This window comes from Candidatus Palauibacter sp., from assembly GCF_965197445.1.
Classification (GTDB): Bacteria; Gemmatimonadota; Gemmatimonadetes; order Palauibacterales; family Palauibacteraceae; genus Palauibacter.
On the sequence record NZ_CBDANE010000005.1, the window covers coordinates 1,313,645 to 1,327,954 of the forward strand.

Genomic DNA, 14,310 nt, shown 5'->3' on the forward strand with positions numbered 1-14,310 from the left:
CCGTCCTCGGACGGCAATGCCACCGGGCGAGCAAGGGATTCAGCTGACCCCGCCAACAAGCGCGGGGTCCTTACCTTTTGGTGGAGACCCCATTTCACCGTCTATGATGAGAACCCGATGCATGACCGTGAGTGGACCCCCGGACGTCAGGGCGGTGCGGATCACCTGGCTCCATCCCGGAGGACCGCGGCCCGCGCGGTCTCTGCGAGGATGGGTCTTCTGATCGGAGTGGCCGCTTTGAGCTGCGGCGTCGATACGCTGACGGGGGGGCCGAGGTGCGCAACCGATTCGACGGGTTACACGGAAGGGTTGACCCGAGTCTCAGCCCGCTGCCTTATTACACTCTTGGTTGGACCCGATCTCACCCGAACCTTCCGAGGATCATGTCCGTGACCAACCCTCGCCTCACGCGGCTTCAGTCGGGCGGACGCGCCGCATCCACGTCGTTCCTCTGCGCGCTCCTGGCGAGTCTCGCCTCATGCGGCGGGGAGCCGACCATGCCCCCCCCGCCCCCGCCCCCGCCTCCACCGGCGGTCCCGCCGGCGCAGGTCGGCTCGATTCCGGCTCAGATCGTCAACGTGGGCGAGTCGGCCGTGATCGACGTGGCTCCCTATTTCAGCGATCCGGACGGAGGGCCGCTGAGTTACGCGGCCGCAACGTCGTCCCCCGGCGTGGTCTCCGTGTCGATATCCGGCAGTAGCCTGACCATGGTCGGGGTGGCGGACGGCACGGCGACGGTGGTCGTGACGGCGACCGACCCGGACCGTCTGAGCGCGACGCAGACCGTCGGCGTAACGGTGCAGACGCCGAACCGCGCCCCGGTGCCGTCCGGCTCGATTCCCGCCCAGAGCGTCAATGTGGGGCGGACCGTGACCGTTGACGTGGCCCCGTACTTCAGCGATCCGGACGGCGACGCGCTCAGATATGCCGCGACCACTGCGGTTCCCGGCGTGGTCTCCGTGTCGATGTCCGGCAGCCGCCTGACCATGGTAGGGGTGGCGGACGGCACGGCGGCTGTGGTCGTGACGGCGACCGACCCCGGGGGTCTGATCGCGAGTCAAAGCGTGGGCGTGAGCGTGCAGACGCCCAACCGCGCCCCGGCGCCGTCCGGCACGATTCCCGCCCAGAGCCTCAATCCCGGGCGCACCGCGGCGCTTGATGTAGCCTCGTACTTCAGCGATCCGGACGGCGACGCGCTCAGATACGCGGCGACGACATCGAACGCGGACGTCGTGTCTGTCGGCGTGTCCGGCAGCACGCTGACGCTCACGGGGGAGGCGGACGGCACGGCGACGGTGACCGTGACGGCGACGGACCCGGACGGTTTGAGCGCGACGCAGACGCGTGGGCGTGACGGTGCAGACGCCCAACCGCGCCCCGGCGCCGTCCGGTTCGATTCCGGCCCAGAGCCTCAATCCCGGGCGGACCGCCAGGCTCGATGTGGCTCGGTACTTCAGCGATCCGGACGGCGACGCGCTCAGATATGCAGCGACGACATCGAACGCCGATGTCGTGTCTGCCGGCGTCTCCGGCAGCGCGCTGACGCTCACCGGGGTGGCGGACGGCACGGCGACGGTGACGGTGACGGCGACCGACCCGGACGGTCTGAGCGCGACGCAGAGCGTGGACGTGACGGTGCAGACGCCCAACCGCCCGCCGGCGCCATCCGGCTCGATTCCCGCCCAGAGCCTCAATCCCGGGCGGACCGCGAGGCTCGATGTGGCTCGGTACTTCAGCGATCCGGACGGCGACGCGCTCAGATATGCGGCGACGACATCGAACGCCGCGTCGTGTCTCCGTCGGCGTCTCGGGCAGCACGCTGACGCTCACCGGGGTGGCGGACGGCACGGCGACGGTGACGGTGACGGCGACGGACCCGGACGGTCTGAGCGCGACGCAGAGCGTGGACGTGACGGTGCAGACGCCCAACCGCGCGCCGGCGCCATCCGGCTCGATTCCCGCCCAGAGCGTCAACGCCGGGCGGACCGCGAGGCTCGATGTGGCTCAGTACTTCAGCGATCCGGACGGCGACGCGCTCAGATATGCGGCGACGACATCGAACGCCGGCGTCGTGTCTGCCGGCGTCTCCGGCAGCACGCTGACGCTCACCGGGGTGGCGGACGGCACGGCGACGGTGACGGTGACGGCGACGGACCCGGACGGTCTGAGCGCGACGCAGAGCGTGGGCGTAACGGTGCAGTCCAACCGCGCCCCGGCGCCGTCCGGCTCGATTCCCGCCCAGAGCCTCAATCCCGGGCGGACCGCGAGGCTCGATGTGGCTCGGTACTTCAGCGATCCGGACGGCGACGCGCTCAGATACGCGGCGACGACATCGAACGCCGCCGTCGTGTCTGCCGGCGTCTCGGGCAGCACGCTGACGCTCACGGGGGTGGCGGACGGCACGGCGACGGTGACGGTGGCGGCGACGGACCCGGGCGGTCTGAGCGCGACGCAGAGCGTGGACGTGACGGTGCAGACGCCCAACCGCCCGCCGGCGCCATCCGGCTCGATTCCCGCCCAGAGCCTCAGTCCCGGGCGGACCGCGAGGCTCGACGTGGCTCGGTACTTCAGCGATCCGGACGGCGACGCGCTCAGATATGCGGCGGCGACATCGAGCGCCGGCGTCGTGTCTGCCGGCGTCTCCGGCAGCACGCTGACGCTCACCGGGGTGGCGGACGGCACGGCGACGGTGACGGTGACGGCGACGGACCCGGACGGTCTGAGCGCGACGCAGAGCGTGGGCGTAACGGTGCAGTCCAACCGCGCGCCGGCGCCGTCCGGCTCGATTCCGGCCCAGAACCTCGACGCGGGGCGGGCTGCGACCGTGGATGTGGCTCAGTACTTCAGCGATCCGGACGGCGACGTGCTCAGATACGCGGCGACGACATCGAGCGCCGGCATCGTTTCCGTCGGCGTCTCCGGCAGCACGCTGACGCTCACCGGGGTGGCGGACGGCACGGCGACGGTGACGGTGACGGCGACGGACCCGGACGGTCTGAGCGCGACGCAGAGCGTGAGCGTGACGGTGCAGACGCCCAACCGCGCCCCGGCGCCGTCCGGCTCGATTCCGGCCCAGAGCGTCGACGCGGGGGGGACTGCGAGGCTCGATGTGGCTCAGTACTTCAGCGATCCGGACGGCGACACGCTCAGATACGCGGCGACGACATCGAACGCCGGCGTCGTGTCTGTCGGCGTGTCCGGCAGCACGCTGACGCTCACCGGGGAGGCGGACGGCACGGCGACGGTGACGGTGGCGGCGACGGACCCGGGCGGTCTGAGCGCGACGCAGAGCGTGGACGTAACGGTGCAGTCCAACCGTGCCCCGTCGCCGTCCGGCTCGATTCCAGCCCAGCACCTCGACGCGGGGCGGGCTGCGACCGTCGATGTGGCTCAGTACTTCAGCGATCCGGACGGCGACGTGCTCAGATACACTGCGGCGACATCGAACCCCGGCGTGGTGTCGACCCGGCTGTTCCGAAGCAACGTGACCATGATCGGCGTGGCCGGAGGCACGGCGACGGTGACGGTGACGGCGACGGACCCGGGCGGCCGGACCGGAACGCAGACCATCGAGGTCTCCGTCCGCGGGCGGGCGGGCGGCTTTCGCGAGGACTTCGAGACCTCCGCCAGCCTCCAGGACTGGAGCATCCAGGAGGCCGACGCGACGGTTGCCGACAGCGCGTTGCATCTGACGAACAGTGTCACGGGCACCGGGACCGCGGAACGCTCGTCACCGCCCAGCCTGCGGGGGTGGGAACTCTCCGCGGTGATCAGTCGTGTCACGAGCGAGGCAACCCCCGGAGTGATCTGGTTTACCGGCCACGACCGGTTCCACGCCGTCCGGCTCCTGCTGCCGGCGTCTACAACGATGAACTACGAGTTCGCCGTGTTCGATGCCGCGCAGAACGGATGGATCGTGATAGAGGACCTGTCCGGACATTCGCGCAGCATCGGGGCGGCTCCGAATTCGTACGATCAACTCCGGCTGGGACATGATACGTTCGGCTCCTTCGTGTTCGAGGTAGGCGGGGGTGATTTCGGCATTACGATCTTGAGGGTTAGCCTGGACGCGCCGCTGCACGGCATTCGTCTGGGCGATTTTCTTGACCGCCTCGTGGACATCTGGCTGGTGAACCGGGGCGCCACCGGTGCGACCGCGCTATTCGACTGGGTGGAGGTCTCCGGTGAGGAGGTTGCCGCGATGGCCGGTGAAGCCGGCGCTCCGCCCGGGTTCGATCAGGTGAAGGCGGTCGCCGGTTCCCCCGCCGCGAATCAGGTCCGGCTTCCCGGCGGTGTGGACAGGCTCGACCGAAGGCCGCGCTAGCCAGGGAAGGTCTGCACAGGCAGGGGCGCCCCACGGCGCCCCTGCCTTTTTTTGACTCAGGAGGAGCCTGGAGCCACTTTCCGGTCCCGGCGGGACTGGGAAGCCGGCGGTCTACGCGGGGCCGACCCCGCCGACGAGGAGCCGACGCCGGTCCATCGTGATCGACAACCTCCCTTCGCGGGCGAACCGCCTTGAGGCGGCGCTGCGGCGTGACCGGGCATCGACCGCCATGCCGCGCTCGTGTTCGACCTGTCCGGGCTGGAGGGGCTGCCCGCCCACCTGCCCGCGAGGATCTCGAGCTTCGTGAACCTGCTGGTCATCTGGCCCGGCAGCAGGGGCGCGTCCGCAGGTTCGCGGTTGAGTGCAAGCTGCTGAAGCGTGGCCGCTCGCCATGCTGGTGGGTTCCGTCTGGACGATGACGAAGCTCTTCGCGCAACCGCTCGAACGGCACCTCAACCAGTTGGATCGGCGAATCGATCGGCTGGAGGGCAAGATGAACGAGGGGTTCGCCTAGATCCGTGAGGATATCCGCGCCCTGGGTACGCCCCCCACCCCCTGAACTCTCCCGGGCCACGGCCGTTCGTCTTGATTGCAACGCAATCAGTCCGTAAGCTCGTCGAAGACTGGGAGGTGTCGCTATGGCGAGTATCACGATCCGCAACCTGGACGATGACGTGAAGACCCGTCTGCGGGTGCGGGCGGCGGGCAACGGCCGCTCGATGGAGGAGGAAGCGCGTCGGATCCTGCGCGACGCGGTCGGTCGAAAGCCGAGTTCCGGTAACCTCGCGAGCATCATCCGCTCGCACTTCGGGCCGGTGAACGGCGTGGACCTGGAGTTGCCGCCGCGCGAGCCCGGACGCGAGCCGCCATCCTTCGACTGAGCCCGCGGTCATGACCGTGCTGCTGGACACGAACGTCGTGTCCGAGCTGATGCGCAAGTCGCCCCGCCCCGCTGCGTACGCGGACATCGCCTCCAGGCGCCGTTCCGCCGGACGCCCCGTCGCACCGCCCGACTGCCAGATTGCGGCGATCGCCCGGTCCCGCGCGATGGCGGTGGCTACGCGCAACGTCAGGGACTTCGAGAACATGGGAATCGAGGTCGTGGATCCCTGGTCCGGGGCGTGAGCGATGCCAGCTGCAGCGTCCGAACGCAAAGTCCACGCACGCGAACGCGGACGTACAGAATACCGCTATGTGGCTGGCCACCCCCAGGCCGTAGAGCGTCCCCGTTGACATGCGGGAAGAACGGAGTGGAGCCGTGAGAAACACGACGGAGGTCAACGGCTACCGGGCCATCATCCAATTCGACGCTGACATCGAGATGTTCCGGGGCGAGTTCGTCGGCCTGAACGGCGGCGCGGACTTCTACGCCCGCGACGTTTCCGGTCTCAGAAGGGAGGGCGCGGCATCGCTCAGGGTGTTTCTCGCGATGTGCGAAAAGGACGGCGTCGAGCCCGGGATGGCCTGACCGCCGATCACGCGCCCCACACGGTGATGGGCGTGCCGTTCCGGCGCCGCTCCTCCGTGTAGATCTTCTCGGCCCGCGTCCTCCCCTCGCGCATGTCGAACACGACAGATGGCCGGCGCCCGCGCCGCTCAGGTCCATATAGGCCGCCGTCTGTTCCAGCCCCGTTTCGATGGTCGAGGACGCGCGAGCGGCCCTCCCGGACCAGCTTGCACTCCACCACGAACCGGACCTCGCGCCCGGCGCCGGCGGGCCAGACCGCCAGCAGGTCCACGCGCGGCTCCCCAGCGCGTACTCCCGCTCGATCCGGCCCCTCCCGTTCACCACCCGGTGCAGGAACGCCTGCAGCACAAGTTGCGGGCCCGCCTCCGTGTACTGCGCCCGCTGGACCCAGTGCTCCGAGTTCTGCCGGAAGAAATCCTGGAACGCGGCCAGCAGCTTGCCCATGTCGAGGCCGCCATCGGCATCGACGTACCAGGCCGTCTGCGGCCGCGGCATCGCTTGCTGAAGTACCCACGCGAGTTCCCGGGGAAGCACTTCGCCGTAGATGGGGTTGGCGATGCGAAGCGGCGGGTCCGGCGCGACCAGTCCGAGATCGCGCACGTACTCGAAGTCCCGGTCGGAATACGCCGCGTCCCGCTCGGAGATGGGACGGTCGCGCGGGCGCAGGGCCCCGTCCGGGAAGCACATCTCCCGCGCGAGCGCGTTCAGTGCTGGTACGCGGGAGCGATTGTGGCCGTGCGCGCCAAATACGCGTTGACGGTAGACGAGGCGGAGCGCGACGCCGGAGAGAGAATCCTCGACATCCTCCAGCGGTGCACGGGCGGCGATGGGGACATCCCCGCGCTTCTGTCCAGCCTGGCCGGCGACCCGACGCCCATGAGAGAACGGCCGTGATCGAGAGCCCCGGCACCACGGGATGGTAGCCATCCTGGGCAGCAACGGGACCGGGCTTGAGGCGCTCCCCGCGTGACACCAAATTGAGGGTCACCCGGAGGTTGGTTGCGTACCGGCGTGGCGGGTCCACCGGCCCGCGCGCCGCCCCGAACCTCCAGCGGGAGCTGAACAATGGACTTCAACGTGCTCGGAATCATCACCGTACTGGTGACCATGCTCGGCGTCGGCGCGGCTCTCGCGCGCATGATCCACCGCGCCACGGCCAAGCTCGACGGCAGGCTGGAGAAGCTCGACGGCAAGCTGGACGCCGCCACGGACAGGCTCGACGGCAAGCTGGACACCGCCACGGTCAGGCTGGACGGCAAGATTGAAGCCACTGCGGGCACGCTCGGCGGCAAGATTGAAGCCACTGCGGGCACGCTCGACGGCAAGCTGGACACCGCCACGGTCAGGCTGGACGGCAAGCTGGACGCCGCCACGGACAGGCTCGACGGGAAGCTGGACGCCGCCGTGGTCAGAATCGACGCCAAGATCGAGAAGCTGGGGAGCGATCTTCGCGAGCAGATCACGAGCGTCCGCGACGAGCTTGGCGGCGAGATCAACGGTCTCCGCGACGAACTGGGTACCCGTATCGATGGCGTCCACCGGGAGCTGGTGGAGACGCGCGTGGCCATGGCCGGCCGCGTGGCTCGGCTCGAGGGCGCCGTGCTCGGACTCACCGTGACGGAGACTGCGACAGAGTCCGCCTGACCCGGCCATCCGCACACCGTTGACGATCTCTTGAACGCCGCTGCGACCCTGTGATCAGTGCTGCGCGGCGAAGTTACCGCGTGGCACGCCGAGGATGGCAATCAGGTGATGCCGTCGGGCAGGGACGTTCCCTGATCGCGGTCGGGTCGTGGGACAGACCCGACAGAAGCCCGGCGATATCCTGGTCTCCTCCCTTACACCGCTGGAGGATCTCGAAGATCTTCTCTTCGGCGTCCGTACCGCCTTGGTAGATCACCGTCGCGGCGTCTCCGGCGAGCGACCACGCGATCGAGAGCTTTCGTCGCCTAGCGTCATCGCCTCGATCGTCCACGTTTCTGGGGAGAAGACCATCTCGGTCGATTCGCAGCTCGCCAACACCTCCTCCAGGGCGTCGCGCTCGGCCTCGTCCACCGTCAGTTCATACTTCAGGCGCACGGCGACGATGGCGCCCGCGTACCAGCACTGGTTGAAGTCCGGGAGCCACTCCGCTGCGTCGTTTGCGGCCTTGATGCCGCGATCCAGACTCGACGCAGCCAGAGCGAGGTTCTCGATGTCGTGTACGAACGCCCGGCGCTCGGTTCCGGACCACGCGCACCCGCCGGAATCGTGCGCCTCCGTCCTGGCCACGATGTGGTCGGCGGATGTCGCCCGGAGGTGGTCGTAGTATATGCCGGTATTGGGCGAGTAGATTCGGCCGTCCAGCGCGGCCGCGAGCCGCAACGTATCGTCCAGCGCCGTCAGTGTGTGGGCGGCTGGCGAAACGTCTACGGAGTTCGCGATCTGATCGACCGTGAGCCGGGCCGAGCCCGAGGCGGCGCCCGATGTCGCGGTGATCGTCGCCTCGCCGTGGCCCGCCGCGGTCACCAACCCATCGCGGCTCACGGTTACGACCGATGGATCGCCGGAAGACCACGTCACTGCCGTGCCCGCGACGGGTCGCCCGTTGGAAGCGCGCACTACGGCCATCAGCCAGAGCTTCTGGGCGACACTCAAGCGGGCGCACAACGGAACGTACCACCACCTGAGCGCGAAGCATCTCCGGCGCTACGTCGACGAGTTCGCCGAGCGTCCCAACTTCTGCGGTGCCGACACGCTCAGGAGGATGCGCCACGTCGTGGCCAGGATGATCGGGAAGCGCCTGACGCACCGAGAGCTGGTGGAGGAGCGGGCGACGGCCCGCTATACGGCCTCGCCGCGGCAACGGCGCAGCTGCTCGAGCACCTCCGGATCCGTAGGCGAGGCGACGGCGCGCACCACCTCGGACAGCCGCGCGCCCCGGTAGTAAGGGTTGGCGGCCTTCGGGTCGTGCTCCTTCTTCGGGTCCGGCTCCTCCATGAGGACAAGAAACGGCCCCCGCCAATTCCGAAACGGGGGCCGTTTCTTTCCTGCTGTGCCGACTTCGCTTACGTCGGCCACAACTGCTGGTTCAGGTCAGTTGCTCTCGTCATCATCGACGACTTCGATCTCCGCATCACCGATCGTGTAATTGACGCCGCTTTCCTTGGCTTCCGGCACCACGGTCGCGGTGATCGTAACCATGGCGTTGCCGCCGTCGTCGGCACTATCGATCGGCGTCAAATCGAATGTCCCACGTCCGATCAACTCGCCGGATCCGATGGTCACCTCGAAGTTTGCCACCGCGCCGGCCCTGCCGGAGGGCACGGCAACTGCCACGGTGAACGTCCTGTCAACCCTCCGCCTGTCGGACGCGGTCACCGTAGCCGTCACCGTGTGCTCCCCGGCCTGTGCAGACCTTCCCTGGCTAGCGCGGCCTTCGGTCGAGCCTGTCCACACCGCCGGGAAGCCGGACCCGATTCGCGGCGGGGGAACCGGCGACCGCCTTCACCTGATCGGGAACTACATACGTGGGTTGACGTAGCGAGGAATCGAGAGGCGTCCCGATGAACGTCAAAGGGTTGAGTCTGTTGGAATTAGCGGAGAGGTTCCCGACGGAGGCGGCGGCACGGAAATGGTTCGAGGAAATCGTGTGGCCGAACGGGGACCGGCACTGCCCCCGGTGCGCGAGCCTGGGGACCTACCGTTGCAAGCACGCGAAGATGCCGTACCGGTGCCGCGACTGCGGGAAATACTTCTCGGTCAAGACGGGGACGGTGATGGCGGGATCCCCGCTGCCCTTACGGAAATGGGCCTACGCGATCTACCTGGACATGACGAGTCCCAAGGGCGTGGCGTCGACCCGGCTCCAGCACGACATCGGCGTCACGCAGAAGACGGCATGGTTCATGCAGCACCGGATTCGGCAAGCCTTTGTTGGAGTCCGCCCGGTCCGGTTCGAGGGGCCGGTGGAGGTGGATGAGGCCTACATCGGAGGGAAAGAGAGGAACAAGCACGCCAACAAACGGCTTCGTCAGGAGGGAGGGTTTGCGGGGAAGATCCCGGTGGTCGCGCTCAAGGACCGGGCCACGAACAAGGTGTCGGCCTACGTCGTGAGAAGCACGGACGGCAGGACGTTATGGCGGATCGTCACCGCGCACGCCGAGCCGGGTTCGATCATCTACACCGACGAGTACCCTACGTACAACCGGCTGGCGAAGGCTTACCGGCACGGAGCGGCAAAGCATAAGACGGGGGAGTACGTCCGGGGCGATGCCCACACCAACGGCATGGAGAGCTTTTGGGCGATACTCAAGCGGGCCTACAAGGGAACGTTTCATGTCTTGAGTCGGAAGCATCTGCAGCGGTACGTGGATGAACTGGCGGGCAAGCACAACCTTCGACCGTTCGGCACCCTGGAGAGGATGCAGCAGGTCGTGATTCACATGGTGGGCAAACGCCTCACCTACCGGGATCTGGTGTTCGGTCGGGGCGCGGCTCGTTATCCCGCCGTCCCATACGTCTGATCCGCTCGCGCACTTCCGGGTCAACCGGCGAGGCTACGGCGCGCGCCACCTCGGAGAAACGTGCCCCCCGGTAGAACGGGTTCACGGCCTTCGGGTCATGCTCCTTCGGGTCCGGCTTCCGTCCGGCGGCGGAGAGGCGCTCAGGTGCACGGTCGGGCATCATGTCCTCCTCGTCGGGTCGTGCGGTTAAGAGAGAAAGGGGCCCCGCGAAGTTGCGGGGCCCCTTTCCTTACTGCCCGCCCTCGTAAGCCTACCGAGGGACGTCTGAAGGTTTAGGACTCGGAATCGTCCGCGTTGACGATCGTCAACGCGGCATCCTTGATCGTCCAGTTCACGCCGCCGGTAGTCTTGGCCGGCGGGGCCACCGTGGCGGTGACGTCGCAGTCCACGTCGTCGTCGATGTTAGCCACCGGGGTCACCGACACCGTGCCGCTGCCCGAGGACGAACCCGTGTCGATCGTGAACGTCTGGCCACTCGCGGAAGCACTAACCGCGCTGCACACGGAGACATTTCCTATCGTGAACGTGAGGATTTCCGGCGCCGTCACACCATCCGGCAGGGCCGCGGTGACCTCCACTGACGTCGCATCCGCCCCTTCATCGATCGAAGAATTCCGGGTCACCGTCAGCGTGATGTCCGGATCGGCGTCGTTGATCGTGATCCTCCAGGGCGCCACGTAGAGACCGTTTACGTCGGTGCGGTCGTCGTCCCTGATCTCGATCTGCTCACCGAGTTCGGACTCCGCGTTGGCATCATCGATCGCCGTCACCCACACAGTATCGATGGCCGACGTCTCGTCCTTCTTAATCACGATTTGGTTTTCGGTGCCGGTCATCATTGCGCGGAAGTCACCGTCAACGCCGCCGCTCACACCTGCCAGGGCCAGGTCGATCGTCAAGCCGTCCGCATCAGTGGGCGCGGTGGCCGCAGTCGCCGTGACGACTACGGCGGTGCTGTCGGCATCCTCATCGATGAACTCGACATTCGCCGTCAGACCGATGTCGTCATCGGCCGTCTTGACCGTCACCTGACCGGTCACGCCGTCGTAGTCGTCGTCATCACTCTCCGCCGACAGATCGAGCGTCACCGACTCCGACGCGGCGTTCAGGTCGTGCGTGATCGTGACGTACACGTACTGCGCCGTGCTGTAATCGGCTTTCGTGAACGTGAGCGTGTTCTGGTCGTTGGCCGTGACCAGATCCGTGTCGATGCTGCCGACCGGAGGCGATGCGCCGCCGACCGTCACCGTAACGTCCTCGGTCGGCTCGGTGCCCAGCTTCACAGGGAAGCCGTTCACGCGGGGCTCGGGCGGGGTTGCGGCAGGGAGATGCATCCCCCGCGTCGGGCGTCGCGCCCTCCGTCGCGGACGCCTCGCCCTTGGCATCACCGGCATCGATCGCCGGACCCGGACCCTGTCCCGCAGGCCACGTCACGTTGAACGTGGAGATGACATCGCTGTACGAGTTCGCGGCAGCGCGGTCATCCGCGTCGCGGGCGTCATCCTCGCCGTGCAGGAAGAAACAGTAGTCCGTCGCACTGGTGTCGTCGCCCTGCTTGACCGTGAACACCTCGGAGAACTCGATCGAGTTGCTCTCGTTGTCGAGCCGCCGCACGGGACCGCTCACCTGCGACGCCTCCAACGGAGCGTCGGCCGTGCAGGTGGTACCGTGATGGATGCTGAGGAACGCACGCCGGATCTCCGTCGCGTCGTTCAGCGTTCCCGCCACGCTCACGCTCACCGACTTCGCCGTGATGCTGCCGAAATCGTTCGGCACCGCGGAGAGCGAGAGAACCGGATCCGTCTGGTCGCGCGTGAACGTGAAGGACGTCGACGCGGCGTTGCCGGCATGTCCGGCGTCCGAACGTACACGACGTGTGTACTCTTCACGCGCGAAAGCGGGCGTTCCCCGTCGGATCGATATCGACCGTCGACCGATCCACCGACAGTCGCTGGGCGCGGGGTCGGCGGTCCAGTAATGACCTGGTGACCCAATGGGATTCGAGTCGCCGGCATACGCATGGACTGTGCGCCATCGGCTGACTGCCGTCTTCGCCGGTCGCGAGCCGTGGATCTTCGACCTCGAAGAACAGCTCGTTGGTCTTCAGCACCAGCGCTTCGGAGGGCCGCTCGCGGCTGATCACGGGCGCCGTGCGGTCCACGCCGAAGGTCGAGGCCGTACGGATCCTGCCGCCACCAAGCCGAGCGGCATTCCCCAGCCGGTCCGCCAGAGACTGGACCTCGGCCACGTAGGTGTCGACTCCGCCGCCATCCGCTACGCCATCCGCGACAGGATCTTCCTCGGGCAACTGATTGATGATGCGTGACGTTCTCAAGACCGCCCAGGGGAGTGAACGCCGTGTTTGGGCTAACGTCGGCATTCCTGCCCGCAGAGTGGTCGCCCACGGCGATCGCCGAGGTCGTGCCGTACACGTGCCCGACACCCATATCGGTCATTTCCGTGATCCGGAAGCGTCGCGCGCTCCCCCCCGCGCCGTCGCGGTAGTACACCGCATCCGTCGATACCCAATCCCCGGAAGCGGCGTTTGCGGCGGCGATCACGACTTCCGAGTTCTCGGCTATCGCCGGAGCCTTGAAGTCGAAGTGAAGCGGGCCGAGCATGGCCTCCTCACCGCCCGCGCGGAACGTCGCGCTTACGTCGCGGCCGTTCGGGTCGGTGATGGTGCCGTCGTTGATGATCCAATGCTCGGTCTCGCCCGGCACGTTCTCGACGCCACCGTTCGCGTTCCGTGAAGACGCCGTGCTGATCGACCACGTGAACGGGGCTTCCTTGATCGGATAATACGATCCGCTGCCACCTTCCCTGAAGGTCGCTCGTGCCGCCTCGGCAATCGGATTCGGAGTCGGACGCTCCGTGTCGGTCACGACCGTTCCGAGCTGCATCGTCCCAACCTCGGTGCCGTCGTACGCGACCGGGCACGCATGGAAGCTGTTGACGTTGCCCTCGACGGAGGGACCGCCGTAGAAGGTGAGACCCTCGGTGTGGGTCCCGACCTCGGACTGGCTGCCCGGAACATGCGCGATCTTCACGAACCCGTGATTGTTGAGCGCGATCGGCTGGCCGGCGATGGCTTCGCGCCGCTCGTCCGCATCGGTGGTGAGGAAGGCACCCAACTGGTACTCGCCGTTGGCGTACTTGGGATCGAGCTGCATCCCCACGCACTCACCCACAACTGCGTTGGTGGTGAGCTGGCACTCGATCTCGGCCTGCCCTGCGGCGGCGAGTCCGGGGCCCACGGCTACGTCGGCAGAGGCACTGCCGCGGCACATGGGAGTTACCGTCTCGCCTCCCAGCGTGAGACCGATGTCCGTCCACGTCTCATCGTTCGACTCCACATCCAGGACCACGTAAATCGTGCCCGAGATGCCCGACGGATCGCTGATCTGCTGCCGATCCGCGTCCAGCAGTCTGGTGATAACAACCGTGGCCTCCTTCGGACCCGCGTTAACCTCCACGCGGAAGCCCTGAGACACGGACGCGGATCCGTCGCTTGCCGAGATCGTGATCACGGCATCGCCGGCCGCGATCGCGGTGATCGTCGCGCTCGCGCCCTCCATCGCCACGGTCGCGACGCCCTCGTTCGAGCTGGATCCCGTGTAGGTCAGCTCATCGCCGTCCGCGTCGCTGAAGTAGCCGGCCGCGTCGATCGTGGACGTGCCGCCGATCTCGAGGCTCGAACCCGGAATCGTACCCACCGCTACCGGCGGGTTGTTCACCGGCTCCGCCTGGACCGTCACGGTGAAGCCCTGCGACACGGACGCGGATCCGTCGCTTGCCGAGATCGTGATCACGGCATCGCCGGCCGCGATCGCGGTGATCGTCGCCGTCGAGCCCTCCATCGCGACTGTCGCGACGCCCTCGTTCGACGCTGGATCCCGTGTAGGTCAGTTCGTCGCCGTCCGCGTCGCTGTAAAGTCGAGCCGCTCATAATACCATTGGTAACTATGGTTTACACTCGATGGTGGTTTTCCTTCGACCGGCGATCGGTGCCC

At 67.4% G+C, this 14,310-nt stretch carries 14 protein-coding genes and 3 pseudogenes; 11 read left to right on the top strand and 6 right to left on the bottom strand.

Annotated elements, in window-relative coordinates:
• Window positions 1-707: 707 nt before the first annotated feature.
• The 3 genes and pseudogenes from ACN9M6_RS13060 to ACN9M6_RS13070 all read left to right on the top strand — a co-directional run.
• A pseudogene (locus ACN9M6_RS13060) lies at window positions 708-1,331 on the top strand (Ig-like domain-containing protein); the annotation flags it as partial.
• A gap of 25 nt (window positions 1,332-1,356) precedes the next feature.
• Window positions 1,357-1,575 (top strand): annotated as a pseudogene (locus ACN9M6_RS13065) (hypothetical protein); the annotation flags it as partial.
• Window positions 1,576-1,762: 187 nt separating this feature from the next.
• Window positions 1,763-4,324, top strand: coding sequence for an Ig-like domain-containing protein (locus ACN9M6_RS13070; RefSeq protein WP_419163332.1), 2,562 nt, complete (start codon window positions 1,763-1,765; stop codon window positions 4,322-4,324).
• 111 nt (window positions 4,325-4,435) lie between these two features.
• On the opposite strand, the gene ACN9M6_RS13075 is transcribed toward ACN9M6_RS13070, so the two are convergent.
• Window positions 4,436-4,603 (bottom strand): hypothetical protein, encoded by a 168-nt coding sequence (locus ACN9M6_RS13075; protein WP_419163333.1) that lies wholly within the window; start codon window positions 4,601-4,603, stop codon window positions 4,436-4,438.
• Window positions 4,604-4,685: 82 nt separating this feature from the next.
• On the opposite strand from ACN9M6_RS13075, the gene ACN9M6_RS13080 reads away from it, so the two are divergent.
• The 4 genes and pseudogenes from ACN9M6_RS13080 to ACN9M6_RS13095 form a co-directional block, all read left to right on the top strand.
• A complete protein-coding gene (locus ACN9M6_RS13080) occupies window positions 4,686-4,838 on the top strand; it encodes a hypothetical protein (RefSeq protein ID WP_419163334.1) in 153 nt (50 codons plus the stop codon).
• 124 nt (window positions 4,839-4,962) lie between these two features.
• Window positions 4,963-5,205 (top strand): FitA-like ribbon-helix-helix domain-containing protein, encoded by a 243-nt coding sequence (locus ACN9M6_RS13085; protein ID WP_419163335.1) that lies wholly within the window; start codon window positions 4,963-4,965, stop codon window positions 5,203-5,205.
• Between the two features lie 10 nt (window positions 5,206-5,215).
• On the top strand, window positions 5,216-5,449 hold the full coding sequence (locus tag ACN9M6_RS13090; protein ID WP_419163336.1) for a hypothetical protein: 234 nt from the start codon (window positions 5,216-5,218) through the stop codon (window positions 5,447-5,449).
• Between the two features lie 133 nt (window positions 5,450-5,582).
• Window positions 5,583-5,780 (top strand): annotated as a pseudogene (locus tag ACN9M6_RS13095) (toxin-antitoxin system HicB family antitoxin); the annotation flags it as partial.
• 19 nt (window positions 5,781-5,799) lie between these two features.
• On the opposite strand, the gene ACN9M6_RS13100 reads toward ACN9M6_RS13095, so the two are convergent.
• Window positions 5,800-6,063, bottom strand: coding sequence for a hypothetical protein (locus ACN9M6_RS13100; protein WP_419163337.1), 264 nt, complete (start codon window positions 6,061-6,063; stop codon window positions 5,800-5,802).
• Between the two features lie 227 nt (window positions 6,064-6,290).
• On the opposite strand from ACN9M6_RS13100, the gene ACN9M6_RS13105 reads away from it, so the two are divergent.
• The gene (locus ACN9M6_RS13105; protein WP_419163338.1) at window positions 6,291-6,686 is read left to right on the top strand and encodes a hypothetical protein; all 396 of its coding nucleotides are present in this window, start codon (window positions 6,291-6,293) and stop codon (window positions 6,684-6,686) included.
• A gap of 171 nt (window positions 6,687-6,857) precedes the next feature.
• Window positions 6,858-7,436 carry a hypothetical protein gene (locus tag ACN9M6_RS13110; protein ID WP_419163339.1) on the top strand — a complete coding sequence of 193 codons (579 nt, stop codon included), beginning with the start codon at window positions 6,858-6,860 and terminating at the stop codon, window positions 7,434-7,436.
• Between the two features lie 252 nt (window positions 7,437-7,688).
• On the opposite strand, the gene ACN9M6_RS13115 is transcribed toward ACN9M6_RS13110, so the two are convergent.
• Window positions 7,689-8,354 carry an Ig-like domain-containing protein gene (locus ACN9M6_RS13115; RefSeq protein WP_419163340.1) on the bottom strand — a complete coding sequence of 222 codons (666 nt, stop codon included), beginning with the start codon at window positions 8,352-8,354 and terminating at the stop codon, window positions 7,689-7,691.
• On the opposite strand from ACN9M6_RS13115, the gene ACN9M6_RS13120 reads away from it, so the two are divergent.
• Entirely contained in the window at window positions 8,266-8,718 is a 453-nt protein-coding gene (locus tag ACN9M6_RS13120) for a transposase (protein ID WP_419163341.1), read from the top strand. The genes ACN9M6_RS13115 and ACN9M6_RS13120 overlap by 89 nt on opposite strands.
• A gap of 149 nt (window positions 8,719-8,867) precedes the next feature.
• On the opposite strand, the gene ACN9M6_RS13125 is transcribed toward ACN9M6_RS13120, so the two are convergent.
• The gene (locus ACN9M6_RS13125) at window positions 8,868-9,110 is read right to left on the bottom strand and encodes a hypothetical protein (RefSeq protein ID WP_419163342.1); all 243 of its coding nucleotides are present in this window, start codon (window positions 9,108-9,110) and stop codon (window positions 8,868-8,870) included.
• A 227-nt stretch (window positions 9,111-9,337) separates the two neighbouring features.
• Between ACN9M6_RS13125 and ACN9M6_RS13130 the strand changes: the two genes are divergently transcribed.
• On the top strand, window positions 9,338-10,297 hold the full coding sequence (locus ACN9M6_RS13130) for an IS1595 family transposase (RefSeq protein ID WP_419163343.1): 960 nt from the start codon (window positions 9,338-9,340) through the stop codon (window positions 10,295-10,297).
• Between the two features lie 272 nt (window positions 10,298-10,569).
• On the opposite strand, the gene ACN9M6_RS13135 is transcribed toward ACN9M6_RS13130, so the two are convergent.
• Complete coding sequence (locus ACN9M6_RS13135; protein WP_419163344.1) at window positions 10,570-11,595, bottom strand: hypothetical protein; 1,026 nt, start codon at window positions 11,593-11,595, stop codon at window positions 10,570-10,572.
• Between the two features lie 438 nt (window positions 11,596-12,033).
• Window positions 12,034-14,157 carry a hypothetical protein gene (locus ACN9M6_RS13140; RefSeq protein ID WP_419163345.1) on the bottom strand — a complete coding sequence of 708 codons (2,124 nt, stop codon included), beginning with the start codon at window positions 14,155-14,157 and terminating at the stop codon, window positions 12,034-12,036.
• Window positions 14,158-14,310: the final 153 nt, after the last annotated feature.